Consider the following 26977-nt stretch of genomic DNA (forward strand, 5'->3'; position numbering starts at 1 on the left):
GAATCGGTAAAATTTCGGATCGCCATATCACTTCACCGTCAATACATTAAAGTGTGATTGCCGCTACGAGACGAGAAACCGGATCATCGGACAATGGACTCGCGTTTCAGCTGAGATACTTTCAAGTACCTAGGACGCTAGGTGCCGACCTCAGACTTTGGGTGAACGTAGCATTGTCAGCGAATTTACGTCGCAAACATTCTGTGAAATTACTTATAGGTTCTGTTGCACTGTTTGACGTCGGCGTGGCATGGAGCGTTTCAACGAATTTCGGAGGATCAAGAACGCTGTGCAGAAAGTGATCCTGTTTGCGTGAACTGGTATCTATCTCGCCGTTCGACGCGACCCCTTGGGCGCACGTACAGGTGCGGGTCACCCGCGACCGATGCCCCGTCGATCACTGCGTCGTCCACGCCTGTAGCCGATGTCAAGCGAAGCGAAGATTTGACCCCTCCTATTGCCTCATCCAGGAATGTTACCGAAGTTTTGTGCGCTGAGATGGCCGTTCTCTTCTCCTGCCGCGGCGGGAGAAGAGAACGGCGCGCGCTTCATCCAGTCGCCATCGAGTATGATCTGCCCGGCTATTTCCATACGCCAAGCCTTGACGGCCATCTGCACCGTCCGCAGGCTTTTTTCCGTGAAGCGTGACGGATCGGCGCTTATTAGACGCTGCAGGACCAAGGTTGCCGAGAGCGCCGGATCCACCTCAAGCCACGCCCGAATCTGGGGCTCGAATGGTTCCAGCATGGTCGCCCTTTTCGGGTAAGGCTTGGTCCGTCGATATGGCCGCCGATGTGTCGGCCGTTTCTCTCCAGCCTGCCAGGCCGTCTTCAGACTCGCGGTAAATCGGCCTAGATCGATGGCAACCGGTTGTTCGGGCCCCGCATTCAAGCCGCGGCGATCGACCCGCTTTCCGAGCTCCTCCTGGGCGGCACGGATCCCCACAAACAGCATCACCGGATCTTCCCTTTCCAGCATCGCCTGCAGCCGATCCTTGTCGGCCTCGGCCACACCGGAATGGGCCAGCACCCGCGCTATCGGCGGCACGGGCGGATGGTAGCGTTTGATGACACGGGCGCCGATCCGTGTCTTCTCTCGCAGCTTGAACGAAGGCTGGAACAGATTGCCGTAGAGACGTACCACACCGTAGAGACGGCCAAGGGCAACCGTCGCGTCCGCGCCGACGAGCCTTCCATAACCGACCAGCCGTCGCACGATCGCGCCGTTCTTCTGCTCGACCCAAGCCTGGTCATTCTTCCGGTAAGCTCGGGAGCGGGTTACTTCCAATCCCTGGGCACGGCACCAGCAGACCACCAGTTCATTCATGAAGGCGCTGTCGTTGTCGAAGTCAACACCCAGCAGCGGAAAGGGAAACAGCGAGCAAGCCTGCTTGAGGGCAGCGATCACGAGACCGCTTTCGCGCGTCCGCACCGGCACGCACTCGGTCCAGCCCGTAGCGATATCGGTCAGCACCATCGTCTGCGCGAAACTGCCGGATGAAGAGCTCCCCGAATGAGCCACGAAGTCGACCTCGACGAAACCGGGCAGAGGATCGTTCCAGTCCCCGAAGGTGCGCACCGGGACCGACCGGCGAACCGCGGAACTCATTCCGGCACGGCGACGCTGGCCACCGCGAGCCACCACACGTACCTCCGACAGCAGCCGATCCATCGTTGTGGCACTGACCGTCAGCAGTTTGTCGCGGAGCTCGCTGCTCAAATCGAGCCGGCCGTGACGCTCAAGGGCTGGCAGTAAGATCGGGATCAGCGGCTTCAGACGTTTCGAGCAGAGACGATCGGACGCTTCCCATAGAGCTACCAGCGCTTCCCGAACCTCGGGGCCATACTGGACGACATATTGCCGGGCGCAAGGCGGTCCGGTCTCCCTATGGCGGAGTACTCGGATCGCATGCTTACGGTGATATCCGGTAACTGCGACGAACTCATCTAGAATCCTTCGCTTGTCCAACCGGCAGCTCGATCGATATCGCTCGATGAGCGCCTCAACCAATTCCGTCCGTGTCACCATGCTGATCCGCCGTGCCATCCATCCCCCGAGCCGGGATAGCGAGCCGTGACCATCCCATCGGGAGCATCAACACTATCGGTAACATTTTGCTTGAGGCAATGCGGTTAGTTTTTCATTTCGCCCGACAGCCGAGGCCATGCATTTGGGCAATGCGAGCGATCGAGGGCAGTAATTGCGGCGCGAGAGCGTGTCTGAGCGTCACGTCAGCGCCGGTCTGAAGGCTCTCCAATGACGATCCGCGTCTTCCGTGTGGAACGCTGCTGCCGCTGTCAGACCGTCGACTACCCCAAACCGGCCAACACAGCCGTCGTGGTATGCTCTGGCATGTAAACACCCCTCGTTGCAGCCAGAGGCTCCTGTCGTGACTGCGCTAGCGTCGTGAAGAGCGGGCCACGGTGGGTGCACGGCCTGAAGCGCGGGCTCCCGCAGAGCCTGCAAAACGCAGGTCATTGTTGCTGCTTCGCCGGCTTCTTGAGCACTCGCAAAGTCCAGTAATCTGCGTCCTCCTCCCCGAGGAACCTACCGTCGTTCAGACGCTGTTCCTGAGTGAGGACGCCGGCCTCCTGTAGACACATCACCTCATCTTCGAACGGCATTGTCCCAGCGTAAGTCTTGCAGGAACTTGCGATCACGAACCCGTTCGGACGGGTGACCCGCGCCAGCTCGCGAAGTGCATGCGGGTGGACATGCCCGAGGGTGAAGACGCCGCAGCAGACGGTCATATCATAGCTCGCGCTCAAGTAGTTCGAGAGGGGCCGGTTTAAATCAATGTCGTGATCGACGTTGCGGTAGACGCCAGTTTCGCGCGCCATCTCGGCCATCGCCTCGGAGAGATCGAAGCCATCGATCAAGCGGAACCCGAGATGCTCCAGTTGAATGCCAACTAAGCCTGTACCGCAGCCAGCATCCAGGATTGCCGTGGCTGCTCGCTCTCTGCCGATATGGGCCGCCTGCACTGCTCCCGCCAATTCCGCCACGATTGAGGGGCCGCGGTAACATTCGTGATCGACGTCCAGCTCGTAGGAATCGGCCCATTTGCGATAGTATTGCGCCAAACAATCGGCATCACCGCCGAGTGCATGTGAAGCCTTGATCCGCTTTAGCGCAGCTTGTCTAAGTGGGCTATGTTGATCAACGGTGTCCATGTGTTATCTCCTGTAGGACAGATGGAATTGGTGGCCTTTCGCGGCGGCTCTGGCGGCCATTTACCTTCTGCTGCATCATCAAATTGCTTCGCCTTTACTTTGGCTTGGTTGAAGTACTCCGCTTCGATTGAGATCCGCCCAAGAAATGCCATCGCAAATACCACACATGCCTCGGGGCACCAGCTGGCCCTGGCACGAGCCATAGTGTTGCAGCCGGAGCTGATTCGTTGGGATCAGACAGCCTATCACAGGCAGACAGCCTATCATGAGGTCCGTTACAATCATGTGGCACGGCCCCCTTTTCAGACACGTTGAGCCGCGGCAGAGGCCGATATCGAGCGAATCATGCTAAACGCAATGCCGCAGACTCAAGAGTCGTGCCAGTTGCGCCGCAACGAGCCGCAGAAAAGATAACTATTATCTAAATTGGTTACATGAGAATACAGCAGAAAGCCGGTCCCGGAGACTCACCGTGTAGCGTATCCGACAAACCAGAAAGCAGTGTTGGTGGAACGACATCTTGTCAGCAGTGGCGGCGAGCGGCCCCGCGATTGTGCCAGTCCGATGAGAGAGACCATTCGGCGATGTGATCGCAAGATGTTGAAAAAGATAGATTTGTGCTTCAAGAAGGCCGATTTCGACCTTGTACCGCGATCTCTCAATTCATCAGCCTAGCCGCCGCGCGGGCGAACGTCGCGGCGAAATCGATGCCGTCGCGGAATCGCAATTGCCCCGTCACGTCTCCAAACACGATCTCCTTGGGCAGTTACGTGCATAGACTTGTTTAGCCTACCAAAGGCTCATCGGCGGCTACAGCCCTGTAAGCGATCAGCCCCGGAGTTCCGCTTTCGGGGAACCCTAACAGGGAGAGCACCTCACAATAGACCAGAGCTTACTTCAAAATTGATTATTTCAACGGGGTCAGATCAAGCCTCCTCGATTGAGCTGACCCTCGGAGCGAGCTTTAAGCGCATCGCCAGCACGGCAGGACCGGGAAATCGTAATCTGTCGAGCGTCAGCCGTTGCGAAAGGTGTAGCCGTAGCCGTTGATCGCGGGGGCCCCGCCTAGATGCGCGTAGAGGATCCTCGATCCCACTGGAAAGAAGCTCGTTTGGACGAGGTCGATCATCCCTTGCATCGATTTGCCCTCATAGACGGGATCGGTAATAATGCCCTCAAACTGCGCGCACAGACGCATGGCATCCTTGGTTTCCTCGGACGGAATACCATAACACGGGGAGGCGTACTTCTCGAGCAACACCACGCCATCCTCGACGATTTCAGTGCCAAGCCCGACGAGCTTCGCAGTATGTCGGGCAATGTTTATCACCTGGGCTTTGGTTTGGGCGGGAGTGGCAGAGGCATCGATACCGATCACCTTGTGCTGTCGACCGTCCTTTGCGAATCCGACGATCATGCCGGCGTGCGTGGAGCCCGTAACCGTGCAAACGACGATGTAGTCGAAGGCAAACCCAAGCTGTTTCTCCTGGGCGCGCACCTCCTCCGCGAACCCCACGTACCCGAGGCCGCCATATTTGTGAACTGAGGCCCCAGCCGGTATCGCGTACGGCCTGCCGCCCCTTGACCTGACCTCATCGAGTGCTTGTTCCCAACTGCGGCGGATGCCGATGTCAAAGCTGTCAGCGACCAGGCGCACCTCCGCCCCCATTATGCGGCTCAAGAGAATGTTGCCGACCCGGTCGTAGACGGCATCCTCATGTGGTACCCAGCTTTCCTGAACCAAGAGACATTTCATGCCGATCTTCGCGGCGACTGCGGCGACCATCCGCGTGTGGTTGGACTGCACGCCTCCGACCGAGACAAGCGTATCGGCATTTGACGCGATCGCGTCGGGGATGATGTATTCGAGCTTGCGGAGCTTGTTTCCGCCAAACGCAAGACCGGAGTTGCAGTCTTCACGCTTAGCGTAAATTTCCACCTTTCCCCCTAGATGCTTGCCGAGGCGCTCGAGCTTCTCGATGGGCGTGGGTCCAAAGGTGAGCTGATAACGATCGAACTTCTCGAGCATGTTCTCTCCAGCTACACATGATGGACCTGGTTCTATGCACGCGTCATATTTAGGAGCGCGTTTGATTGTAGGTTAGCTGCGCTCCCGATATTCCAGGAATGCCCCTTACCAGTTGCAGCTCGTCCGTCATCGAGACCAAGCAACGGCGTGGCTGCGATAGACTGCCAATGCTATCGAACTGAGAAACGGCATCTCCCGGGATTAGAACGATCAGAATGCTGTCGTCTCCGACCATACCAAGCGTAGTATTCCATGCACGATCCGCTCAATGTTCAAGGTTGATCTACGTGGCGCAAATTTGAGCTCTGATCTTGTCACCGCTCCTCAACGGAGCAGCGATATGCCGCCCATCGGAACGAGGCCACGTCTGAAGGTTCACTCCTGACCTCATCATCGTGCGACGGGTTAGTATCCAAGTTCCTTGCAACTGCCAAATGCTTAGCCATTTAGCCAGCTCTGCTAGCGCAGCTAGACCGCCAGATCAGAAAAAGCACACTTGCGAAATAGGCGACCTGGAGGAGCAGCGAACAAGTCAGCGTCGTGACGGCTACTGTGCGGATGGAATGAGAAGCGAAGTAGACACTCAGTGCGGTGCTGCACAGGACCAGCAACAGGACGCGATAAAAGATTCTAAATGGCAACGCCGTTCTCCTGGTTTGTTCGCCAGATCATGCAACGACCTTGTCGGCCGCAATATGGGTCTGGCAGTTCTTCGGGCAGACGCGGGAGCAGGCTCCGCAGCCGACGCAGCGGCCGGCATGATCGACGACCATAACCATGCGATTGAGCTCGCCATCGAAATCGTCGTCTTGACCCTTGCTGATGCCGAGGATTTCACCCGCGTCATCGACGCCGTAAAGGTGCATGACCTCGCGCGAGCAGATCTTGAAGCAACGGCCGCAGCCGATGCAAGTCGTGCCCTCGATAGCGGTGAGGTACTCCGGCATCCATGTGGAGCCGTCGCGGGTGACGAAAGCGCTCGTCATCGCGAATTCTCCAACGCAGCGAGATCTCTCTTGGCCGAGTCCAACTCGGCGAAGGCGGCGAACGTTTTCTCGGCAATCGCCTTGATCTCTGTCCAATCGACGGGGAGGTCCTCGGCAAGGTCGTGCAATTCCATCTTCGCAGCTCCCGCACACGACCGCAGCTTGCGGACGTTCTGCTTCACCTCCTCAAGCTCTGACATTCATCCGTCCTCGAAAATTGGTTTCATCACGCCCGCACCGTGTCGGGTACGCTTCAACGGCTCCAGGCGCATCGTCGACGTACAGGCCTCCGCCCCAAGGCAGCGTAGAAGATGTCGAGTCTCCACAGCACCTCCGCATCATGGCCAACCTTCACTGATTGTTGCCGCACCTCAATTAGCAAGAGCCGTGCCAGGCGCGCGCAGCGCACGGTAAGCACATGGTTACGCTGTAAAAAACCTCCATGTGCCAAGATGGCGGGTTACATTGAGCCCGACGTGTTTTCTGCCACTGTCAGGTTTTGGACACGAATCCACGCGCTTCGCCCCGCTAAAAAGCGTGGGCACGGACAACTCAACATGCATTCGGGCTAAGGGAAGAGCAGATGGACACCATGACTGCGTTGGCTACCGCGAGGCTCGGCATGATCGTCCGCTTCATGCCACAGCATGAGTTTCTTGACCTTCCGGACCCTTAGGCGGTGGCGGGATCTCGCCATCCCCAATTGCAAAGCCCGCTCCATCCGCGCACGGCCTGTTCCCCCTCGTCCGCCTCCGGATTGAATTCCTAGCTGGACGACATGGGGGGCTCCTCACGACGAAACCGGTCCAACTGCGGCTCGCCCATTCCGCGCCATCGTCAGATCGACGACTTTGATCGTGGCGCAAAAAGACCAGAAAGAGTGCCGGCATGCGCGGGCCGGTGAACTCTCCGCGGACGCGGGTCGCGCCGGCCCGGCTTGAAAACGCCGAAGATGCTACCTGACGATGACAATGTGATTGAGTCGATCCCCGCCGACTCCGGCAAGCGCGACCGTCTACACTCGAAGTTAAGTCGTTGTTCAGCTCCCGGCCTGATCGGAGCGGTTAGCTCCCGTCATGCTGAGTACGCTTTGCTGTAGGTGCGTTTCGAAGCCGCAAGAGACTTGCCCTCAGCACAACTTAACGGGAAAAGGCACCACGGTCTTTCTCTAGCCGTCCGGCTCCTCAAGCGAGTACCCGGCGGACCTGACGGTTCGGATGACGCTGCCGGGGGAGGCTGTCTTCAGCGCCTTTCTAATCCGGCTGATATGTACGTCGACGGTGCGTGCACCGATATGGATATTATCCGGCCAGGCCGCGTCGATCAGCTCGTCTCGGCTAAAGACCTTCCCGGGAGCCTCAAGCAAATGCCGCAGAAGGTTGAACTCGATCGGTCCGAGATGAATGTCGTGCCCATTGCCGCGAACCCGGTGGGCGTCGGGCTTCATCTCAAGGCTGCCGCAGCAAAGCCAGCTGCCATTCTCGATCCCATTTGAACCAGGCTTCGGCAGCGCCAGCTTCGTCCGTAGACAGTCAAGCAGCTTGGCCGGCGCGATCGGCCGCACAAAGCTCTCGTCAATGCCCGCCTTTAAAAGATCGAGGTATTGGTTCTCGGCGCCGGGTCCGATCAGGGCAATAACGGGCAGGCCCCCGGTTCGGGGTTCCCCCTTGAGCCCGGCGCAGATTGTGGAACCTGTCGCGTTTGTTGGTGCACAGTCCAACACCACCGCTTGGAGCTCCCTTTCATCGGCCAATGCAAGTGCTTCCTTCACGTCACCTGCCGGCTCACTCGCGAAGCCGTCCACCCCCAGTATGTGGCTGAGGAACAGATATAACTCCACATCTTGTGAACAGATCAGGACCAATGGCTTCATCAGCACTACCCCGAGAACCGAATCGGCCTCGATCGCCTCGGTTGAATGGGCTGGCCATCGACTGTCCTCAAGGCTTGGCATGATCCGCTTGCGCGAAGATCGCTTCCATCACGCCCGTGCCGCGTCGGGATATGCTTCGATAGCGGCTATGGCATCATCGACCAGTTTCGCACCCGCCTTCGCGAGTTTGCCGAGTGTGTCGAAACCGAACCGGTGGACATCGCGCAGGGTCTTCGACAGAACCACCAATCGGCCGGTAGTGAGAACCACACGGCCGAAGCCCTCAGGGCTCATCATCATGGTCGACGATGCAAGCAGCCCGGAGCGCTCCTCGATCGCAAGCGCTACGCAGGTGTAGAAAATCTGGAGCCTCCACAGGACGTCCGGATCGGGATCACCGATGATCGGGATCTCACGGCGCTGCTCCTTGGTGACGATGAAGTCTGCGAGCAGGTCGGCGTCGGATTTATCTTCCCACATTCCATAGGTGTCCTGTGCGCGGATCAGGCGTGTAAGGCTTTTGAGAAAAGGCGTAGCAAGGGCCCTCTCGTCCGGGTCGACGGCACGGATGACCGGGGTATCTAACGGTGATCTCATCGTTCAGTCCTCGTCCTCGAAGGATTGCCTTTTGGCAGCGCCCGCTTCCATCAACACCCTGCGCAGCCAGGGTGGAGGAGCCGTCCTGAGCATGGTCTGGGTGCGGGTTAATACGTCTTCAATCGACTGGGGCTGTGGCACTTTGATCGGATGGATTCTTGCCGAAACAAGCTTTGCTGCAGAGGGCCCGCCGATGGCCAGACAGAACAGGAGATGACACCCCTTCAACGCCTCCACCTTTGGAGTGATGCGGTCATCGCCCTCGCTGCGGTGCTTGCCGCTCTCGTCGGAAACATCTTCAAAGGCGACGGCTTCCACGAAATTCCAGTCATCGGGCCTCACGTCATAGACGGCGAAGCACTTCGCCGATCCGAAATGGGCGTTGAGGCTCTTCATATCCTGCGTGGCGATCGCTACACGCAAGGAGCCTGTTTTCCCTTTCGGCCCCGGTGGGCGAACCTCGTCAGTGACGAGAGAAAGTCGGCGGGCGGCTGTCATCTGGCATTTTCCGGTTACGGAACGGATCGAGTGATTGAGGCGTCGGCGCGTACTGGTTGGCCTGGAAGATGTTGGCGACATCGAAGATCAAATCGCGTGTCCCCTGATAGAGGACCGTGAGCTTGTGCTGGCTGCCCAGCCGGTCGAAGATCGGGAACCCCACGCGCATGAGCGGAATGCCGAGACGCTCGGCTGCCTGGCGCCCGTGCGAATGGGTGACAAGCAGATCAGCACCTCCGGCAAGTCCTTCGAGGTCGCCAAGGTCGCCGACCTGGACCTGTTTGGCAGGCACTTTCTCAAGAATGTTCGAGGTGCCGGTCGTGGTGACCGCAGCTGCGATTTCGGCGCCCATGCCGGTGAAGAAGGTGGCGAGCTGGTAAAGCTGGTCCGGCTCGGCGGCGATGGCGATTTTCTTGCCGCCGAAATGAAAATGCCCGTCGAGCAAGGCGTCCTGCAGCTGTGCGCGGCGACGGCGGATTTTCGCAGGCGCCGGCGTACCGGAAATTGCCGAAAGCAGGGAGACGAAACGGTCCGTGTCTTTCAATCCTGTAAGCGACTGGAACAGCGCGTAAGGCACTCCGGTCAGTCTCTCCAGCACCTCCGCCGGACGGCGCATATGCTCACCGATGGCGATGCACTGCACCGCAGTGCCAAGCTCCTGGATATCCTTGACGGCCGTGCCGCCATAGGTGGTCGGGACCCAACGGTCATCAGGCACCGTACCGTCGAGCGAACCGGAAAGGTCGGGCAGAATCACCGCCTTGAGTCCGAAGCTTTCCACCGTTTCGCGCACATGCTCGATGTCAGCGACCGTGAGGTTCCAGCCTGGCAAGATCGCGATCCTCTTGCCCTGCCTTACCTGCTCACCGCGCAGAGTAATCCTTTGGATCATGGCAGTGACAGCCTTGGCCCAGCCCTCCTCGATCGCTCCCTCGAAATCCGGCGTGTTGGCCAGCACGATCTCGGTGCCTGCGAGTTCCTTGGCGCGCATCATCTTGATGTTTGCGAGACCCCTTGCAAAATCCTCACCACGGGTTTCCACCAACGCAGTGGTACAGACCCCGATCAATTCCGGGTTCGTGCGGCTCTTCAGATTGAGAATCGCCTCTTCCAGATGGTCCATGCCGCCGAGGATCGTCGCCACCTCGTCCATCGCCGTCGTCTGCAATGGGACGGCTTCCTTGAAATGCCGCACGAGAAGGACCAGGGCGAAGCTGGTGCAGCCCTGGCTGCCATGGAACAAGGGCACCGCATCATTCACTCCCAGAAAGGCGAGCGCGGCACCCAGCGGCTGCGAGGACTTTAGCGGATTGACCGCCACCGATTTGGTTTGGGGAAGGATGCGGGTCATCGGCTCACCTCAACGCTTGCGGAAACCGCCGGCTGTTGTAGGGATGCTCTTTCGAAGTCGTGGAGTGTCTCGGGTCCGCTCTGCGTGCCCGGAAGTTCTTCCTCCAGGGCAGGTTGGTATTCCCATGGTGCCGGCTCCCGCACCTGCCGCCAAATCGGGTTGTGAATGGCAAGGTCGATCTGGCGTACGAGCTCCACCATGCCGTCATAGCCGGCATAGGGGTGGTGTCGCTCCTGGTTGATATCGAGCCAAGGAGTCTTGGCCTTAAGCGCGATGAATTGCGTGCGCCCGCCCGACAGCATGATGTCGGCGTTGCCCTCTGAAAGCATGTCGTAAAGCTCGCGCGCAGACATCGACTCGAACATGTGGTTCTCGTCCTTGAAGATCTGCTTGATGCGTTCCTTGTCCTCGACCGTCGATTTCTTGACGGACGTGCCGACGATCTCGATGCCTATCTCCATCAGCGCATGGACGACCGACCAGGACTTCACGCCGCCGGTGTTGAGCAGCACGCGCTTGCCTTCAAGCCTCGGTCGGTACGCCTCAAGCTTCTTCCACGCAATCGCCTCCTCCTTCTCGATCAGTGTTTCTGTGCGCTGGATCAGCTCCGGATCGCCGCCCTTGTTCACAAGCAGCTTGGCGATTTGCCGGAGTGCTTCCGAGGTGTCGGTTATGCCGTAGAAAGAGCCCTCGAAGAACGGGATGTCCCAGCGCTCCTCCATCTTGCGGGCGAGATTGATGAGCGCGGTCGAGCACACCAGCATGGCCGCCCGAGCACGATGCGCGGAGGCAATGTCCAAGTAGCGCGCGTCGCCCGGAATGCAGGCGCGCACCCGAATCCCGAGACGATCAAGGAGCGGCTTCACCAGCCAGAACTCGCCGGAAAGGTTGAATTCGCCGAGGATATTGATGTCGTAAGGACCAATATTGTCGGGCTCGACCGTGCCGATGACATGATCGAGCAAGGCCTCGCCGGCAAGCTTGTTGCCGAGATTCTTGGAGCCGACAAAGCCTGGCGTGTTGACCGGCACTACCGGCAAGCCGAACTTTTCAGCCGCGCGCTTGCAGACCGCCTCGATGTCGTCACCGATCAGTGCCGTCACGCAAGTCGAATAGACGAAGATCGCCGGCGGAGCATACTGTTCCTTGATTTCGCGGATCGCCCTGAAAAGCTTCCGCTCGCCCTGCCCCATCACCACGTCGAGTTCGGTAAGATCTGTCGTGAAGCTGGTGCGCCATAGCGTTGGCCCCGACGACGCCGCGCCGCGGTTGTCCCAGGAATTGCCCTCGCAGGCAAGCGGTGCATGGATCAGGTGCGCGACGTCGGTGATCGGCTGCAGCACGATCTTGGCCCCGTCGAAAGGGCAGCCGCCGGCTGCCGCCCCGGGGGTCAGCGGCTTCGAGCAGCCTTTCTGGCGCGCCTTTGCATCCTTGCTGCGGTTCTTCTCGCAGGCGGGCTCGTCGAAGACAGCATTGATTTTTATAGAGAGCGGTGACATTGCGCCGGTTTTCAACTCCATCGGGGATTACGGCCGGCCTTCAGCAAAGGCCAACCGCATCTCTTAGCGGGTCAGGTCGAAAGAATAGTCCGTTACACCCGGCTCGCTGGTCTCGCGATCGAGCTTGTCGAAGATCTTGTCGAGGATTGCCGTTAGGACGCGTAGACCCCCTTGGTAGCCCATGAGAGGGAAGCGATGATGATGGTGCCGGTCAAAGATCGGAAACATAAGTCGAATGAGCGGCGTGCCGGTGTCACGCTCCAGGTATTTGCCGTAGGAATTGCCGATCAGCAGGTCCACCGGCTCTGTAAAGAGCAACGAGCGCATCGCCCAGAGGTCCTTGCCCGCCCAGACCTGCGCATCCTTGCCGAAGGGCGAGGATTGAAGCAGTTCCTTCATTTCGGCTTCCCAGGCTGAAGTGCCATTGGTGGCGAGGCAGTGGGTCGGCTCGCCGCCGGTCTCCATGACGAACCGGGCGACGGCGTAGACGAAGTCGGGATCGCCGTAGATCGCGTATTTCTTGCCATGCAGCCAGGCCTGGCTGTCCGCCATGGCGTCGACCAGTCGGCCGCGCTCCATACCGATTGCCCCTGGGATATCCTTGCCGGAAATCTCTGAGACCTTCATCAGGAATTCGTCGGTCGCCTTCACCCCGAGAGGATAGTGGAACGAGGCCGTCGCCTGCCCGACCTCTTTGCAGTATTCCAGCGTCTTGCGGGTATTGTAGTGCTGCAGCGACAGTGTCGCTTCGGCATTGAGTGACGCCTTCACGTCCTTGATCATCGTGCCGCCGTCATACATGCGATACATGCCGTCCGACGGCGTGTCGAACTGATCGGAAGCATCCTGCAGGAAGGTGTAGGACACCTCCATCAGGTCGAGCAGGCGCTTGAGCTCACGGTTGTTGCCGACGCAGAAGCCGTCGAATCCCGGAATGATGTTGATCGTTCCGCGGGTTTCCTTGCGCTCCTGGCCCTTCCAGAAGTGCTCCAGAATGCCCTTGACCATGACGTCATAGCCATCGACATGGCTGCCGACGAAGGCCGGCGTGTGCGCAAAAGGAACATCAAAGTCGGGCGGGACCGAGCCTTCGTTCCTGGCATTTTCGATGAAGCCGTGCAGGTCGTCGCCGATGACCTCCGCCATACAGGTGGTCGAGACGGCAATCATCTTTGGATCATAGAGCGTATAGGTGTTGGCGAGCCCGTCTACCATGTTCTTCAGACCTCCGAACACTGCTGCGTCCTCCGTCATCGAGGACGACACCGCCGATGATGGCTCCTTGAAATGCCGCGACAGGTGCGAACGGTAATAGGCTACGCAGCCCTGGCTGCCATGAACGAAGGACATGGTCCGCTCAAAGCCTGCGGCCGCGAACACAGCTCCGAGCGGCTGGCAGGCTTTCGCAGGATTCACGACAAGCGCTTCGCGGGCGAGGTTCTTTTCGCGGTACTCCCAACTTTTGGTGTATTCGCCTTGATCGGTAACGATCTGGTCCGGGTGCGGACATTCAAAATTCAGCCTCTTCTCGGCAAGCATCTGCCTGTATTCCGGCTCGCGGAACAGCGGAGCATGGTCGAGAACTTTTTCGGCCGACTGCGGCATGGTGGTTACCTCTTTTCATCTGGCGCACCAGGACGGCGGCACAGGGGACGTCGAGATGTTTCGGATTTCCCCTGAATGGAGTCGGGGACGTTTAGGGCCCCCTGCTCCTCGGAGGCCCTGGTTCTCATTCGGCAGCCATCGCCATTGGCGGCCCGGCCTTTTTTTTCCAAGGGGCGTCGTAGAGGTCCCAGACCGGGCTGTTGATCGCCAGATCCATGTCACGGGCGAAGATGGCGAAGCCGTCATAGCCGTGATACGGCCCGGAATAATCCCAGGAATGCATCTGGCGGAACGGGATGCCCATCTTCTGCACCGGATACTTTTCCTTGATACCGGAGCCAACGAGATCAGGGCGGATCCCCTCGATGAATTTCTCCAGCTCGTAGCCGGTCACGTCGTCATAGATGAGCGTGCCTTCTTTAACGTAGTGCCCTGTGCGCTGATAGTCGTCGTTGTGGGCGAACTCGTAGCCGGTGCCGACGATCTCCATGCCGAGGTCCTCATAGGCCGTGATGACGTGGCGAGGGCGGAGCCCGCCGACATAGAGCATCACGGTCTTGCCTTTAAGGCGCGGCCAGTACTTGTCGATTACCGCGTCGACCAAAGGGCGGTACTTGGCAATAACCGCCTCGGTCTTATCCTCGATCGTCGGTCCGAAATGCTTGGCTATCTTGCGCAGAGACGCTTCGATCTGTGAGGGACCGAAGAAATTATATTCCATCCAGGGAATGCCGTACTTTTCCTCCATGTGCCGGCAGATGTAGTTCATCGACCGGTAGCAGTGGATGAGGTTGAGCTTGGCCTTCGGCGCCCGCTCTACCTCAGCAAGCGTCGCGTCCCCCGACCAGTTGCCGACCACCCGCAGCCCCACTTCCTCCAGGAGGATGCGGCTCGCCCATGCGTCGCCGCCGATATTGTAGTCGCCGATGATGTTGACATCGAAAGGGCCGGCGTCGAAGTCTACTTCCGTCTTGTCGAGGACCCAGTCGCGTATCGCGTCGTTGGCAATGTGGTGACCAAGAGATTGCGAGACGCCGCGGAAGCCCTCGCAGCGCACCGGCACGATCGTCTTGTCGTGCTCGTCGGCCTTTTTGCGCGACACCGCCTCGATGTCGTCACCGATCAGGCCGATCGGGCATTCCGATTGAATGCTGATGCCATTGTTCAGCGGGAACAGCTCTTCGATCTCGTCTATGATCTTCTCCAGCTTCTTGTCGCCCCCGAAAACGATGTCCTTCTCCTGGAAATCGGAGGTGAACTGCAGCGTCACAAACGTATCGATGCCGGTTGTGCCGACATAGTAATTGCGACGCTGCGACCAGGAATACTGGCCGCAACCGACCGGCCCGTGTGAGATATGGACCATATCCTTGACCGGACCCCACACCACACCTTTGGAGCCAGCATAGGCGCAGCCGCGGATCGTCATCACGCCGGGAATCGACTTGATATTCGACTTGACGTCGCATTCGGAAAGGATCTCTCCCTCCTTGCCGGCCTCGTCTCCGCTTTTCGCGACGCTCAGGTGCTTCTTGCGGCGCTTTGCCGCCTTGTCTGGATAACGCGACAGCACCTGCTCGATAAGCTTCTCATTGAGAGCGCCGTCATTCTCATGGTCGAGGCTCATGGGCCCTGGTCCCTTTCAGGTTCGGTGACGCCTCGCCGACGAGGCGTTGTTCTTCAGGAAGAGCGCGCCGGGGTCGATGCCGGCGCGCTCCTGCCGGCGGCGGGGGAGGTTAATGGGCAGCCGCCAGCGTGGCTTCCTTGGCCTGAAGTTCGGCAAGCATCTGCTCGTCGGTCTTCATGATGCCAAAGTCGAGCAGCATGTCCTCGAGCTCCTCCATGGTGATTGGTGTCGGGACGGTGCCCTGGCCCGAATTGGCATGGATCTTCTCGGCCAGTGCGCGATATTCCCCGGCCTGCTTGGAATCCGGCGCATACTGGATGACCGTCATCTTCCTGAGCTCGGCGTGCTGGACGACGTTGTCGCGTGGCACGAAGTGAATGAGCTTGGAATTGAGCTTGGCAGCCAGCGCCTCGGAGAGATCGAGCTCGCGGTCGGTCTGACGCTCGTTGCAAATCAACCCGCCGAGCCGCACGCCGCCAGAATGGGCATATTTCAGGATACCCTTGGCGATGTTGTTTGCGGCATAGAGCGCCATCATTTCGCCGGACATGACGATGTAGATTTCTTGCGCCTTGTTTTCGCGGATCGGCATCGCGAAGCCGCCGCATACCACGTCGCCAAGCACGTCGTAGGAGACGTAGTCGACGTCGTCATAGGCGCCATTCTCCTCAAGGAAGTTGATAGAGGTGATGACGCCGCGGCCGGCGCAACCGACGCCCGGCTCCGGGCCCCCTGACTCCACGCACTTGATGCCTTTGTAGCCAACCTTGAGGACGTCCTCGAGTTCGAGGTCTTCCACCGAGCCTTCCTCTGCCGCGAGATGCAGAACCGTGTCCTGCGCTTTCGAGTTCAGGATAAGGCGGGTGGAGTCGGCTTTGGGGTCGCAGCCGACGATCAGGATCTTCTGCCCGAGATCAACAAGGGCCGCGAGCGTATTTTGGGAGGTGGTGGACTTGCCGATGCCCCCCTTGCCGTAGAATGCGATTTGACGCAAATCTGACATGTTGCCTTCCTTCCTTCGTTCCATCCAGCGCGCAATGGCGGTTGGCAGCCCGCGCCGCCTCGCAATGAAGGGTTCAAAACTCGTGCCAATTTGGCTGAGCCCGCCCAGCCAAGAGTCTTTTGTTTGTTTCCAGCTATTTAGCCGCCGACACAACGAAACATGTTGGCAACAAGCCTGTGTCGCGGTTTCGACAAAGCCTACAGAGCTGTCCAAGCGCCACCGCTCTCTTAGCAGTGTCGCGGACATGATCCTTCGCGACGGCGAGAGCCTTGCGCTGCACATGCTCTGCGTGAGCCCACGATCCGATGGGTTTTCTAAAAGTGCTTTCGGGGAACGATGGTAACCGGCCGATTGTTACCGCGGAGATCTCGCCTTGACGCGAGCGATGAGTTCTTCGTCGTCGACAAAGCTGGCGAGGAAGTCATTCCAGGCTTCGGGCGAACGGCGAGCAGTGGAGAGCATCTGGTTGAGCTCATCGATGCCATCGTCGGTCAGTGCGGTGATTGTCACATCGTCACCGTGTACAACGCTGATGATACTTCCATAGGTCAGGTTGTCGGAATTGCGGACGATGGCCTTGAGGAGTTCCAGGTCTTCGCCGAGCATTTCGGCGACATGGTTGATGGTGAAGACGTAGGTGATGGTGGCCATCAGGCGGCCTCTGCGAAGATCACGGCAACGGGTGCCCAATCCATGGGAGCAGTTCGTCCAGCCGACTGATGTTGTGATCGTGGTTGCGGTCGAGCACGTCGGCCAGATAGGCTAGCGGATCGACGCCATTCATCTTGGCCGTCTCGATGATCGTCATGGCACGGGACAGAGTCTCGGCCCGCGTGTTGGCGCCGGTGAATAGCGAGTTTTCCGTCCAATCCCAATTGGGCGCCTCTCGGCGACATCTGCAATCTCTTCTCCGTTACAGAATGCAGAAACGACTTCAATGCGGCCGGATATGAGGCCGATTAAATGCTACACGCTTTAGCACCCGGGTCGAACTTTTATTCGCGATGATTCCATTGACAGCCCCGGTCCGGCCCAGGTCATGCGCCGTCGACACTTACAACTTCTCTTTTCGAAAGACTGTATCTTGAGCCATCGATGGCAAGACGCAGCTGTGTTGGGCATAAATCCTCGAACTCTGAAAATCGTGCCACGATTTTATCGATCTGTGCGATGACATCATCAAAAGGAATGCCGGAATTTGGAGGGATTTGTTTGTTCCACCATCGAAGCTTGCATAGCCTTCGGGCTATTTCATCGGGGAACCGATTTTTAATGAACCTTGCCGGAACACCACCTATGATCTGGTAAGGCAAGACATCCTTAGTCACAATCGCCCCGGCGGCTATGACGGCGCCATCGCCAATGTTCAAGCCCTGCTTTATTAGGACATTGTCCCCTATCCATACGTCATTGCCGACGACGGTGGTCGCTGAATTGCCCCGGTACCGGAGGCCTTGGGCAATGCTCCATTCCTCGTACGGCCGGAAATAATCTACGCCGTCGTACTGAAAAGGGTGAATGCTAAGCCAATCGTGAGGGTGGTTTGGAGCGCCGATCTTAACACGCTCGCCAATGGCACAATATCGCCCGATCTTGCTGCGTTTAATGACTGTCCCTTTTCCGAGATAACTCATGAACCCAATGGAGCATTCGTTCATCGTTGTGGTCGAAGCTAACCTTATGGGGACTTCGAACGACAGCGTTCCTCCGATGTGGCATTCTCCGGTCATCACCAAGCCGTGTCCCCTCGTAGACGATGCCAGTGACTTTTTGTCAGTCGAAAGAATTATCATTGTCACGTACGTTTTTCTGTCTCAATCGCACAATCTTCGGGGATTAAGTAATCGTTCCTATCGATGCCCCGTTCATTTAGCGAGTCGATCCAAAACTGCTCAGGGACATCGTCGCCCAACGAACGTTTGTCCCAGAAAACACCTCGCCTCACTATCTTCGCCGGGATGCCAGCTAAAATGCACCGCCCTTCGTCTGGAGTTTTTGTGACCACGGACGCCGCGCCGATAATGGTATCGGAATGAATGGTCACCCCTTTCATTATGCTGACGTCGTAACCCGCCCAAACACGCGGAGCGATCAATACGGACTTCGAAAAATTCACACGCTTGAGGGTTGCTATATCTATGACAGAATGGGAGTCGCCCGATCTGACAATTAGTCCTCGAGCAAACATTCCCATTGGCCCAATCTGTACTCTCGTGCCGTATTCCGCTTGAATGACCGCCTCGATGAATTGGCAATGATGGCCAATATGAATGGTGTTGTCATTGCCCTTAAAAACAAATTTGGTGTTAAGGCGGCAGCTGCGCTCAATTAGAAGTCTGTTGCCACTACCATGAAACTCCACATTGAAGTTCTCGACATCGCAATTGCCGCTCATGACGATTCGGTTTTTATCGCCGTGAGAAAGAACTGAGTGCGACGTTGGCAAAACGACAGATTCGTGGATTTTGACAACATTGCCCACACCGGCGCCAAGCAAGTTCGTAACTTTGTTGCTGGGACTACGCAAGTCAAATCCCTTCTATCGCCGCAAGCCGGCAGCTTTCCCAACAGCTCGCAGTATCGGGTGCTTAACACGATTAAAGTAAACCGTTGGATTGCTCTTGTAAGAATTCCTTTCGTTGTCGGTCAGGTGTGGCTTCAAAATCGGGTAGGCGACACTCAGCACTATGCGGCTCCGCAACGACTCGCGACCGTTTGTCACCGCAGGTAGGCTTTGGTGGCTGCCATTCCGTCGTTTGCCTGTCGTCGGTTCCGCTAAAAGTTCCGTAGGGGAAATTTTTGGAGACTCATTCCTTCCCGGTGATTTGCGCGACCTAATTGCCTGCGCGCCGGCGAGCCAATAAGAAGGGGTTGTGTTCAGGATAGACTTGTCAACTTGGGGCGCAACCAAATAGCGCCGTTGAGCGCCACTGAAGCTATCATCCAGCGGTTGCCCGAGGAAAAGCGCCGCGTCTGAGGGGGCTGGAGTCGCAAGAAATGTCTTCATAAGTGCGGCCATCACGTCCGGGCGGAAATCAACGGCATCAATGTTTGATCCAAGAGTCCGGCAGATATCATCGACGAAGCACTTTGCACCTTCCTGAATTGGTGCCACCAAATCGAGGCGTTGCTCCGACACATGATTTCGACCAAAATCTGGCTTAAACTCTAGTCCCCTGCGTTTGATGGACAGCACGCTCGGAATGAGGTCGCAAAGCATATGCTCGAGGAGCAGACGGGTTGACAAAATCTCGTCATCATCTGTGATGGTGCAATTTTCGGCGTAGTAGCCATGTATAAGATGGCCTTGAGCGCGCCACCGTGAGGCCGCCTCCAGTGTCGCAAAATAATAGCCTCTAAGCGGCTCTCCGACCAAATCCCCAAGACTACCCTGCATGTTGGCGTTCCAGCCAACGTCGACGACAGCATTTTCTTGCGAGGCGACAAAACCTACTGACGTAAGGTACGCCTCATAATTCGATCGCTCCTGTTCGCTCTGCGCTAGAATAGCTTCGGAGAGCAGTCCCAGCAGGAGCTTGAGCTTTGAACTCCAGTTAGGCACTTCCTGGATAACATCATCAATCGTGGTAAAGCCAGCCTCAGCGATGTCGGATTGCGGAACGGTTATGGCTGAAAGCCCGAACCTACCTTCCAGAAGCGAACGAAGCGATGCATGTCGATCGATGGTCTGACCGCTCAATTCTAGAATGTCAGGAAGGGACTTAAGTTGTGCAACCCGGATACAACGGCGCGAGCCCAGAAGATATTTACTCTCTACTCCAGAGTAGTTTTCAAGTTCTAGACGATCAAACACGTCTTTAAATATTCTTCCTTCCCTCGCGAGGAAGTACAGAGTCGATACATTGTCCTCCACCGCACGCCGCCGGACCCAAGACACAAAACCTAAGACAAGTGGTCCCAGAACGTTGTATCCTAGAAGCCATGGATCACCTTTCGCAATGCTGTCAGTTGCGACTTGTTTAGGATCATCGAACATCTTATGGGCGATTGCAGACGCGATGACGCTGCGTCCAAGGCCCGTAATCGGCGGTCGCTTTCCGAAGGTCTTTGAGAAATACGGATGCGATCGCAAATACTCGGTCGATTTGGGAATGTGAAAAGCCGTTATACCCCTTTTTGTGGCCGGTTCGATGTCGGTTTTCAATGTGTCGCCGACGTGAACGACGTCTTTGTTGTTGAGCTTGCGTTCGGTGGTGATGAAATCAAACAGCGAGCCCGATTTCTTCGTCAATCCAATCTCTGTGGACAGATATACTTGGTCGACTTCTACCAAAGTTGCCGACAGAATGCTGTCGATGGCATGCCTTGGCAAGTACATGTCGCTTGTAATGCAAACCGGTGTTCCAGTAGCACGCGCTATTCTTAACATCTCTATGCCAATGGGCCGGGGCTGACACGCTTTGATTTCTAGCTCAATCTCCCTTTCCATAATCTTTTCGCACAGCTCAGCAGGAATATTCTCAGAGGCCGCAAGGCACGTATAAATGTCCCGAAGAGTTATCTCTTCTCCCTCAGCTTCAGTCCTGGCTTTGAGTTCGGCAGTAAGTCGCTTTCCAGCCAGATCGAAGGGAACGTGCTGCATCTTAGCCCGCAGATCATACTCCAGCAGCTTGTAGAGATCTGCAGGGGCCTCGAACCCCCGTATGACCAAAGTATCGAACAGATCAAATGAAATGAGTTTCGGTTGATGCTTCTGTATTAGACCAGAGAACTGCTGTGCTTTAGAAACTGGCGTTGGCGACAGTTTGATGCTCTGATAAACCTTTGCAATGTCACCTTCAGTGAACGACGAAAGCAGTTTGTCTTCATACAGGCTGTCCAGGTCGCTGAAGCGGGGATAGCGTTCGACGCCAACAAGACCTTGCCGTGATCGCATCTCCTCAATGAGGGCTGTTATAAATCCCCCATCGTTGACGACCTTGTTTGCCAGCGGAGCGTGCCGTCCGAGAACAAAGGAGAGGACTCTATTTCGTTCAACTGTGGTGGTTAGCTCTTTCTTATCGAAGGGCCTAAGGAAGGTATCTCCAATGACCTTGAGCGGCACATCCCATATTAGAGCTTGAATTCCTATCCCCGAGGATGCAACGAGAAGCTGCGAGCATTGGGGCAAAACATGTTGGCTCACTGACGAGAGCTTTTCGGTCGCCGCATCATAGATCACGTTAGGAAAATGCGTCTCTAAATAGTTGACGAACTGGGGAGTCATAACCGTGTCGCGGTATAGACGAGAAATATACTGTGTTACGTAGACCGGCTCATCAGGTACAGAGCTTAGCGCCTCGACACAAAACTGCGCTTGGCTCACAAATCCAGTGTCTCCACGAAATGCGTAGTGCTCGGAGATTTGCAGTGGGAGAAGGTTGAAGTTCGTCTTTCCTGTTCTGGCAAGCTTGTTTCGAACGGGGAAGGGATATTTTCGAAATAGTCCCTTTGCAGTTGCGGAAAAAGAACTGGCTAAATTGGTAGTCTCTCCCACCTTGATAATGGAAGCCGCGCTCTTGAATAGAGTTCCCTTCTTGTAGAGGCCCTCGTTGTCAAAAATCACAGTATGAGGGTAAGGAGTTCTACTGAATTGGCCCGGCATCTGGTTGATTATTAGAGCCTCCGGGTAGAGGCTACGAAGGTATGGCACTGGCGTTTCCCAGCACAAGACAACATCGATTTCCTCGGGAAGATGCGGCCTCAGCCATGTGGAAATCCGCTGGCTCACATCAGCCGCAGGGCCAAGTTCATATAGTTCTTGCGATGGGTCGGTCCATCCACCAACGATCTTGGTCGACTCTAGTGCGTTCAACTCAATGAAGTTGGCGTTGAAATTTTTATCGCGAAGGAATGATGTAAACGTGTCTGGGAACGCCACGTGCACGGCGCATCCTGCTTCAGCAAGAGTTTTTCCCTGCTTCAGCAGGTGCCCAACAAAAGCGTTGTAGCCGAAATATAATTCGCCGCCTTGAGTGGGCCAAGGCGTAGTCCAGATAAGTACGTTCACGGTTTTCCCCTCAGCGTTGCCACGCCTACACAAATAGAGAAAAGACTTGCCCGCTGAACCACCCATTCAATGAACGACCGTGCGTTGCACAACCTCTGGGTTCAATCGGGTATTGCTCGCTTATCACCTCTGAGGCCTCGACTGCAAGAGGACTTTTGGCGGCTTCGAAAAGTGTGGCTGTCAAAGGTCACATGGAGAGTCGCCCTTGCACTCAGGCCCCCACGCCTCAGGCGCTTCAGACTACAAAGAAATCGCCGCGGTGACCCCAAGATTTGTGCCGACCGTCGCAAAATGAACTGAGCCGCCCGCAGCATTTCCGTTGCTGTCGTAGAACAGCTTGCCAGTGTCACTCTCTTAGATGATCCGATCACTCGCATCGGCAACAAGGCCCGTGGTATTCTTGACGAACTGTGCTGCCGTTAGCGCCCCAGGATCGCTGTGAAGACAGAGTTTTCCAGCCGGATGGCGTCATCGGCGACATTGTCCACGTTGGTTGTGGCGCTCAGTTCCAAATTGAGGAAGAAGGTGTCGTTTCCAAGCCCCCCGTCAGCTTATTATCTCCCCACCGTTCACAATGTTGTTGCCACTGTTGCCGACGAGAATTGGCGAGACCAAGCAAGGTCAGGCTTTCGACCGCACCCACAACTTTCGTGCTGGGAGACTGAAGGACATTGAAGACCCGACGGTGTCAACGCCGCTACCGCCATGGGAGACTTCATCGATGGGCGTCACCGGTTTCATTGACGACATAGGTATCATTGCGCCGCCGTCCGTCCAATCATTGTCGCCGCCGCTTTTGCCCGTCTGATCTAAGCTGCGAAATCGGATTGCCTAGTCAGAAATTTATAGGACCACTCCTGAAATGCTGTCTTTCGGTAAAGCTAAGTTAGATCTGTTTTACCAAAGGATGCGTTACTCTCTGTCATATTCGAAAGGCTCCGCCATGTTTACAATAAAAAGGAAAACCCTTGAAGAGAACGTTGCAGATTTCATCTTCAACCGATCACCAGATGCATTTTGGGTAGCGGATATGACAAAATTGTTGCGTGCAATGCGGCAATGGCCCAGATGATCGGAACCACGCCCGACAAGATCGCGGGGTTGCATCCCGCTCGTTTTTCGCTAGAAGTGCAACCCAGCGGTTTATCATCAAAGCGATCAAACCGATTATCGAGGAGTTGAAGCGTACAGGTCTCACCCAAAGAAGTTGACCGCACGTGGGCTCAAGGGCGAGGCTTACCGTAGCGAGATCGTCAAAGCCTTCAAAAAAGGCTGACAGGTGGTCCGCTCCAATGCCGTCGAAGATCCGCTGTGCTATCTCGGCAGCCATGTGCTGCGCAACAAGGCGGATATCAAGGACCAGCTTGATGAATTCGAGCAATTGATGTTCGACTCCCGTGCGGAGGAAGCTCTTCCGGAAGGCGATTTCGCGCGCTGCACAGGCACTCTTTTCAGGACGTTTATGTGGCTGCGTGAGGGACCGAAGGCCGCGGTCGATGCTCGGCAACCCCGGACCCCGGACATTCCGGGGCTGTTCATGTTCGACGAACTCCTGAACATCCGGTTGCGGGATACCGCGAGGCGCAACATGCATTCAGGCGGGCGTGCGCCTGTGCTTCTTCCTCCAGAAATCTCTAGCAATCCAAATACACTATCCAGGTCAGTCGGCCGCAGTTCCTGAATTCCGCCATCAGAGCTTTTCAGGACCGAAGACGAAGAGACCTCAAAGGGCAACCAGATAGGCCACCAGCGCATCCTTTTCTTGCTGTGCAAGCTTTGTTCCGAGAACCAGATTGAAGAACTCGACCGTATCGGCGAGTGTCAGCAGCCGCCCATCGTGCAAATACGGCGGAGAGTCCTTGATGCCGCGCAGAGTGAAAGTCTTGATCGGACCATCCGGTGACATCAAGAGATCGTTGGCCTTTTGGCCGATCTTATAGAAGCGCTCAAGCTTCAGGTCGTGCATGTTGTTGTCCATGAAGGCGGTCCCCGGGAAATGGCAAAGGGCGCAGCGACCCTTGCCCATAAATACCCTTTCGCCCTCCAATTCCTGCTTACTCGCAAGGCTTGGATCGAGGCGTCCTAACGCATCCAGCTTGGGCGCCGGCGGGAAGTCGATCATATTCTCCATCTGCGCCATCAGCGAGGCCTGGCTCGCGCGATCGAGCAGGTTCACGCCCTTTCTCGCCGCGCTTACATGATCGCCGTTGAAATAGGCCGTGCGCTGCTCGAACTCAGTAAAGTCTTCAACCGACCGAAGAGACCGTTTCGAGCCATGGATCTGCTGATTGAACAGTCCGCGCAGGCTGGTAGTGTCGAGACGAAACCGCTGCGCCTGTGGCCGGACGTCAGGGGTCAGGTGGAAGGCGGCATTCGTATGGAAGTTGGAATGGCAGTCCAGGCAGGCGACGCCCAGGCTCTCTTCGGCAACCTTGCGATCCTCGGTCTCATTAAACTCTTCTTGCGGAAAGGGCGTTAGCAGCAGCCGAAGCCCTTCCATCTGCACCGGCGTGATGATGCCGCTCATGATCTCATAGAAGTTCCTGGTCGTCAGAAGCTCGCCATGCGACACGTCACCAAGTTCCGGATGCGTGGTCAGGAAGATTGGCGGCGGGAACTCCGGCGTCAGGTGATCGGGGAGGTCGAAGCCGACATCGAAACGCCTGAGATCCCTGCCTTCCTGGCGGCCGATTTCATTAATCTGCACCTCGGGAAAGACTTGGCCGCCCGTCGACTGCTTTACATGTGGCAGCGGCAGAAAGCCGCGCGGCAATAGCCCCTGGTCTCTGATCTCGTCTGGGCTCTTGGCGGCCAATGTGTCCCAGCTTACGCCCTTCGGGAGTTTGACGCGAACGCCTGCCTGAACCGCCTTCCGGCGTCCTGACATCATCACGCCTTTCACGGGACAGTCAGAAAGATCGTATCGCTCCTCAAGCAAGCTGCTCTGACGTTTCATGACGCGCGGCTTCGTACGTTCGTCGAGTTCCTTCGCCTCGGAAAACGGGAACGTCGGAAAGCTCCTATAGATCAGATCAGCAGGCAGCGGGTAAGTCGCGGTCGCAAGAGCATGCGCGGAAACTGAGAATGCGATGGTTATAGCGATCAGAATAAAAGCTATGATCTCACGTGGACCTGACATGTTTGCTTCCGCCTTCTCCAGGACGGTAGCTTCGTCTGCCGGTGATCAGTCACCTTCAAAAGTTGTGCCAACAGATCAAGGACATTGTTTTTTCGATGTACTCGGCTGCTTGAACGAGAGCGTGGCCTGACCGTGGGCGAACATCAGCGTGTCAGATACCTGACACGCTAATTCGGCGGCTGCAGTCTGAATTGCTCTTCCAGCCAGCGACGAAGCGGATTACATTCTCCTGGATGCCTGGGTGGGATATTCGTCCCGCGGGCGGCAAAAGCAGTGGAGTACAATCCCCCGCGGAAAAGCCACTACCCCACTGACCTGATAGAGCTCTCACAGCCGCGAGCTCGGGCAGCGAGGCGGTTCTTTCACAACACGGCCGCCTTTGATGATCGTGCGAATGCGCTTGGGATCGGCAAGGATCGACAGGTCCTTCAGCGGATCGCCGTCGATAACGATCACGTCTGCGAAAGCCCCTGGTGCGATGATCCCAACCCTTTCCTCCAGCTGGAGGACCCGGGCCGCATCCACGGTGGCGGAGCGGATCACTTCGTGTGCCGGTAGGACTCGGCCGCGTAGCTCGAATTCTTGCGCTTGATACTCGTGCATCCCGCCGAGTAGATCCGAGCCGTAGCCCATCGTTACTCTGGCCTCCCGCAAGGTCTCCAATGCCGTCAGACCCGCGGTTAGGACGAAATCGATCTTTTCGAGCGAAGCCGCCGGCATCCCATGTTCGGCGCCCTCGCGTGCCAGCGCGGCATATGTGATGTTCGTAGGAACCAGTACGGCGCCGGACTTGCGTGCCCGCTTGGCGGTTGCCGGGGTAATATGATTTCCATGCTCAATCGACCGCACCCCGGCCTCAAGCGCCCTGGAAATCGCTTCATCCGTGTAGAGGTGGGCGGCAACATAAGTGTGCCTGTGCGCCGCTTCCTGGACCACCGCCTGCAGTTCTGGAAGGCTGAACGCGACCGCATCTATGGGGTCGGTTGGCGAAGAAATACCTCCGCTGCCCATGACCTTGACGAAGCGCGCTCCCGCCTTCAGCTCCTCCCTGGCCGCCCGTCGCACTTCCGGTTCGCCGTCGCAAATGCGGCCAAGCGCACCGAGCTGGTCGAGGTAATAATCTGCGGGGCGCTGATTGTGGTTATGGCGAAAATCAGCGTGGCCGCCTGTCTGAGACAATGCCTTGCCGCAAATCACAAGACGCGGTCCCTCGATAAGCCCGTGCTCGACGGCGTCCACTAGGCCTTGATCGGCGCCGCCCATGTCGCGAACCGTCGTAAAGCCACGGCTCAGCATTCCGCGCATGGTATTTGCGGCATGGAGCGCGACGAGCGTGTTGGGTAGCTCAGCGTTCGCGGCGAGGTTTCCTTTAACGGCAACCACATGCACGTGGCAATCTATCAGCCCCGGCATGACGAACCTCCCCGCCGCGTCAAAAATGCGGGCGTCGGCCGGGGCCTTCAAGCGCTCTCCGACTTCGGCAACGAAGCCATCCGCGAGCAGAACATCAACCCGATCCGCAGCACGGTCAGCGGTGCCATCCACGATGGCAGCATTGCGAATAACGATTGTTTTCATCCATGCGCC

Annotated in this window: 21 protein-coding genes and 2 pseudogenes; 1 reads left to right on the forward strand and 22 read right to left on the reverse strand. The window is 57.1% G+C overall.

Going from position 1 to position 26977, the window contains the following annotated elements:
- Positions 1 to 462: 462 nt before the first annotated feature.
- From ATC00_RS22015 to ATC00_RS33705, 20 genes and pseudogenes are all read right to left on the reverse strand, one after another.
- On the reverse strand, positions 463 to 2046 hold the full coding sequence (locus tag ATC00_RS22015; protein ID WP_064254440.1) for an integrase catalytic domain-containing protein: 1584 nt from the start codon (positions 2044 to 2046) through the stop codon (positions 463 to 465).
- A gap of 428 nt (positions 2047 to 2474) precedes the next feature.
- The gene (locus tag ATC00_RS22020; RefSeq protein ID WP_064254441.1) at positions 2475 to 3173 is read right to left on the reverse strand and encodes a class I SAM-dependent DNA methyltransferase; all 699 of its coding nucleotides are present in this window, start codon (positions 3171 to 3173) and stop codon (positions 2475 to 2477) included.
- A gap of 1015 nt (positions 3174 to 4188) precedes the next feature.
- Positions 4189 to 5202 carry a 1-aminocyclopropane-1-carboxylate deaminase gene (locus ATC00_RS22025; protein ID WP_064254442.1) on the reverse strand — a complete coding sequence of 338 codons (1014 nt, stop codon included), beginning with the start codon at positions 5200 to 5202 and terminating at the stop codon, positions 4189 to 4191.
- A 446-nt stretch (positions 5203 to 5648) separates the two neighbouring features.
- A complete protein-coding gene (locus ATC00_RS33990; protein ID WP_082912499.1) occupies positions 5649 to 5843 on the reverse strand; it encodes an exopolysaccharide production repressor protein in 195 nt (64 codons plus the stop codon).
- 27 nt (positions 5844 to 5870) lie between these two features.
- Positions 5871 to 6188, reverse strand: coding sequence for a ferredoxin III, nif-specific (fdxB, locus tag ATC00_RS22030; RefSeq protein WP_064254443.1), 318 nt, complete (start codon positions 6186 to 6188; stop codon positions 5871 to 5873).
- A complete protein-coding gene (locus ATC00_RS22035) occupies positions 6185 to 6388 on the reverse strand; it encodes a CCE_0567 family metalloprotein (protein WP_064254444.1) in 204 nt (67 codons plus the stop codon). The genes fdxB and ATC00_RS22035 overlap by 4 nt, the downstream gene beginning before the upstream one ends.
- A gap of 968 nt (positions 6389 to 7356) precedes the next feature.
- Positions 7357 to 8142, reverse strand: coding sequence for a winged helix-turn-helix transcriptional regulator (locus ATC00_RS22040; protein WP_064254445.1), 786 nt, complete (start codon positions 8140 to 8142; stop codon positions 7357 to 7359).
- Between the two features lie 27 nt (positions 8143 to 8169).
- A complete protein-coding gene (locus ATC00_RS22045) occupies positions 8170 to 8658 on the reverse strand; it encodes a NifX-associated nitrogen fixation protein (RefSeq protein WP_064254446.1) in 489 nt (162 codons plus the stop codon).
- Between the two features lie 3 nt (positions 8659 to 8661).
- Positions 8662 to 9156, reverse strand: a complete 495-nt coding sequence (nifX, locus tag ATC00_RS22050) for a nitrogen fixation protein NifX (protein WP_064254447.1) — start codon at positions 9154 to 9156, stop codon at positions 8662 to 8664.
- Entirely contained in the window at positions 9122 to 10507 is a 1386-nt protein-coding gene (nifN, locus tag ATC00_RS22055; protein WP_064254448.1) for a nitrogenase iron-molybdenum cofactor biosynthesis protein NifN, read from the reverse strand. Before nifN ends, nifX begins: the two co-directional genes overlap by 35 nt.
- Positions 10504 to 12006, reverse strand: coding sequence for a nitrogenase iron-molybdenum cofactor biosynthesis protein NifE (gene nifE, locus ATC00_RS22060; RefSeq protein WP_064254449.1), 1503 nt, complete (start codon positions 12004 to 12006; stop codon positions 10504 to 10506). Before nifE ends, nifN begins: the two co-directional genes overlap by 4 nt.
- A gap of 63 nt (positions 12007 to 12069) precedes the next feature.
- Entirely contained in the window at positions 12070 to 13611 is a 1542-nt protein-coding gene (gene nifK / locus ATC00_RS22065; RefSeq protein ID WP_064254450.1) for a nitrogenase molybdenum-iron protein subunit beta, read from the reverse strand.
- 124 nt (positions 13612 to 13735) lie between these two features.
- Complete coding sequence (gene nifD / locus ATC00_RS22070; RefSeq protein ID WP_064254451.1) at positions 13736 to 15238, reverse strand: nitrogenase molybdenum-iron protein alpha chain; 1503 nt, start codon at positions 15236 to 15238, stop codon at positions 13736 to 13738.
- 109 nt (positions 15239 to 15347) lie between these two features.
- Positions 15348 to 16241 carry a nitrogenase iron protein gene (gene nifH, locus ATC00_RS22075; protein WP_064254452.1) on the reverse strand — a complete coding sequence of 298 codons (894 nt, stop codon included), beginning with the start codon at positions 16239 to 16241 and terminating at the stop codon, positions 15348 to 15350.
- Positions 16242 to 16595: 354 nt separating this feature from the next.
- Positions 16596 to 16892 carry a hypothetical protein gene (locus ATC00_RS22080; protein WP_064254453.1) on the reverse strand — a complete coding sequence of 99 codons (297 nt, stop codon included), beginning with the start codon at positions 16890 to 16892 and terminating at the stop codon, positions 16596 to 16598.
- Positions 16893 to 16911: 19 nt separating this feature from the next.
- Positions 16912 to 17132 (reverse strand): annotated as a pseudogene (locus ATC00_RS31475) (transposase domain-containing protein); the annotation flags it as partial.
- 146 nt (positions 17133 to 17278) lie between these two features.
- Entirely contained in the window at positions 17279 to 17971 is a 693-nt protein-coding gene (locus ATC00_RS22090) for a CatB-related O-acetyltransferase (RefSeq protein ID WP_234804716.1), read from the reverse strand.
- A 65-nt stretch (positions 17972 to 18036) separates the two neighbouring features.
- The gene (locus ATC00_RS22095) at positions 18037 to 18768 is read right to left on the reverse strand and encodes an acyltransferase (protein ID WP_153045267.1); all 732 of its coding nucleotides are present in this window, start codon (positions 18766 to 18768) and stop codon (positions 18037 to 18039) included.
- A gap of 12 nt (positions 18769 to 18780) precedes the next feature.
- Positions 18781 to 22251 (reverse strand): hypothetical protein, encoded by a 3471-nt coding sequence (locus ATC00_RS22100; RefSeq protein ID WP_153045268.1) that lies wholly within the window; start codon positions 22249 to 22251, stop codon positions 18781 to 18783.
- Between the two features lie 235 nt (positions 22252 to 22486).
- Positions 22487 to 23017 (reverse strand): annotated as a pseudogene (locus tag ATC00_RS33705) (calcium-binding protein); the annotation flags it as partial.
- Between the two features lie 513 nt (positions 23018 to 23530).
- Here ATC00_RS33705 and ATC00_RS33710 point away from each other — a divergent pair.
- Positions 23531 to 23932: a hypothetical protein gene (locus ATC00_RS33710; protein WP_064254457.1), complete on the forward strand. Its 402-nt coding sequence runs from the start codon at positions 23531 to 23533 to the stop codon at positions 23930 to 23932.
- A 42-nt stretch (positions 23933 to 23974) separates the two neighbouring features.
- Here ATC00_RS33710 and ATC00_RS22110 read toward each other — a convergent pair whose 3' ends face one another.
- Both ATC00_RS22110 and ATC00_RS22115 read right to left on the reverse strand, forming a co-directional pair.
- Entirely contained in the window at positions 23975 to 25390 is a 1416-nt protein-coding gene (locus ATC00_RS22110) for a hypothetical protein (protein WP_064254458.1), read from the reverse strand.
- A 327-nt stretch (positions 25391 to 25717) separates the two neighbouring features.
- Complete coding sequence (locus tag ATC00_RS22115; protein WP_064254459.1) at positions 25718 to 26968, reverse strand: metal-dependent hydrolase family protein; 1251 nt, start codon at positions 26966 to 26968, stop codon at positions 25718 to 25720.
- Positions 26969 to 26977: the final 9 nt, after the last annotated feature.

This window comes from Sinorhizobium americanum, assembly GCF_001651855.1.
Lineage (GTDB): Bacteria > Pseudomonadota > Alphaproteobacteria > Rhizobiales > Rhizobiaceae > Sinorhizobium > Sinorhizobium americanum.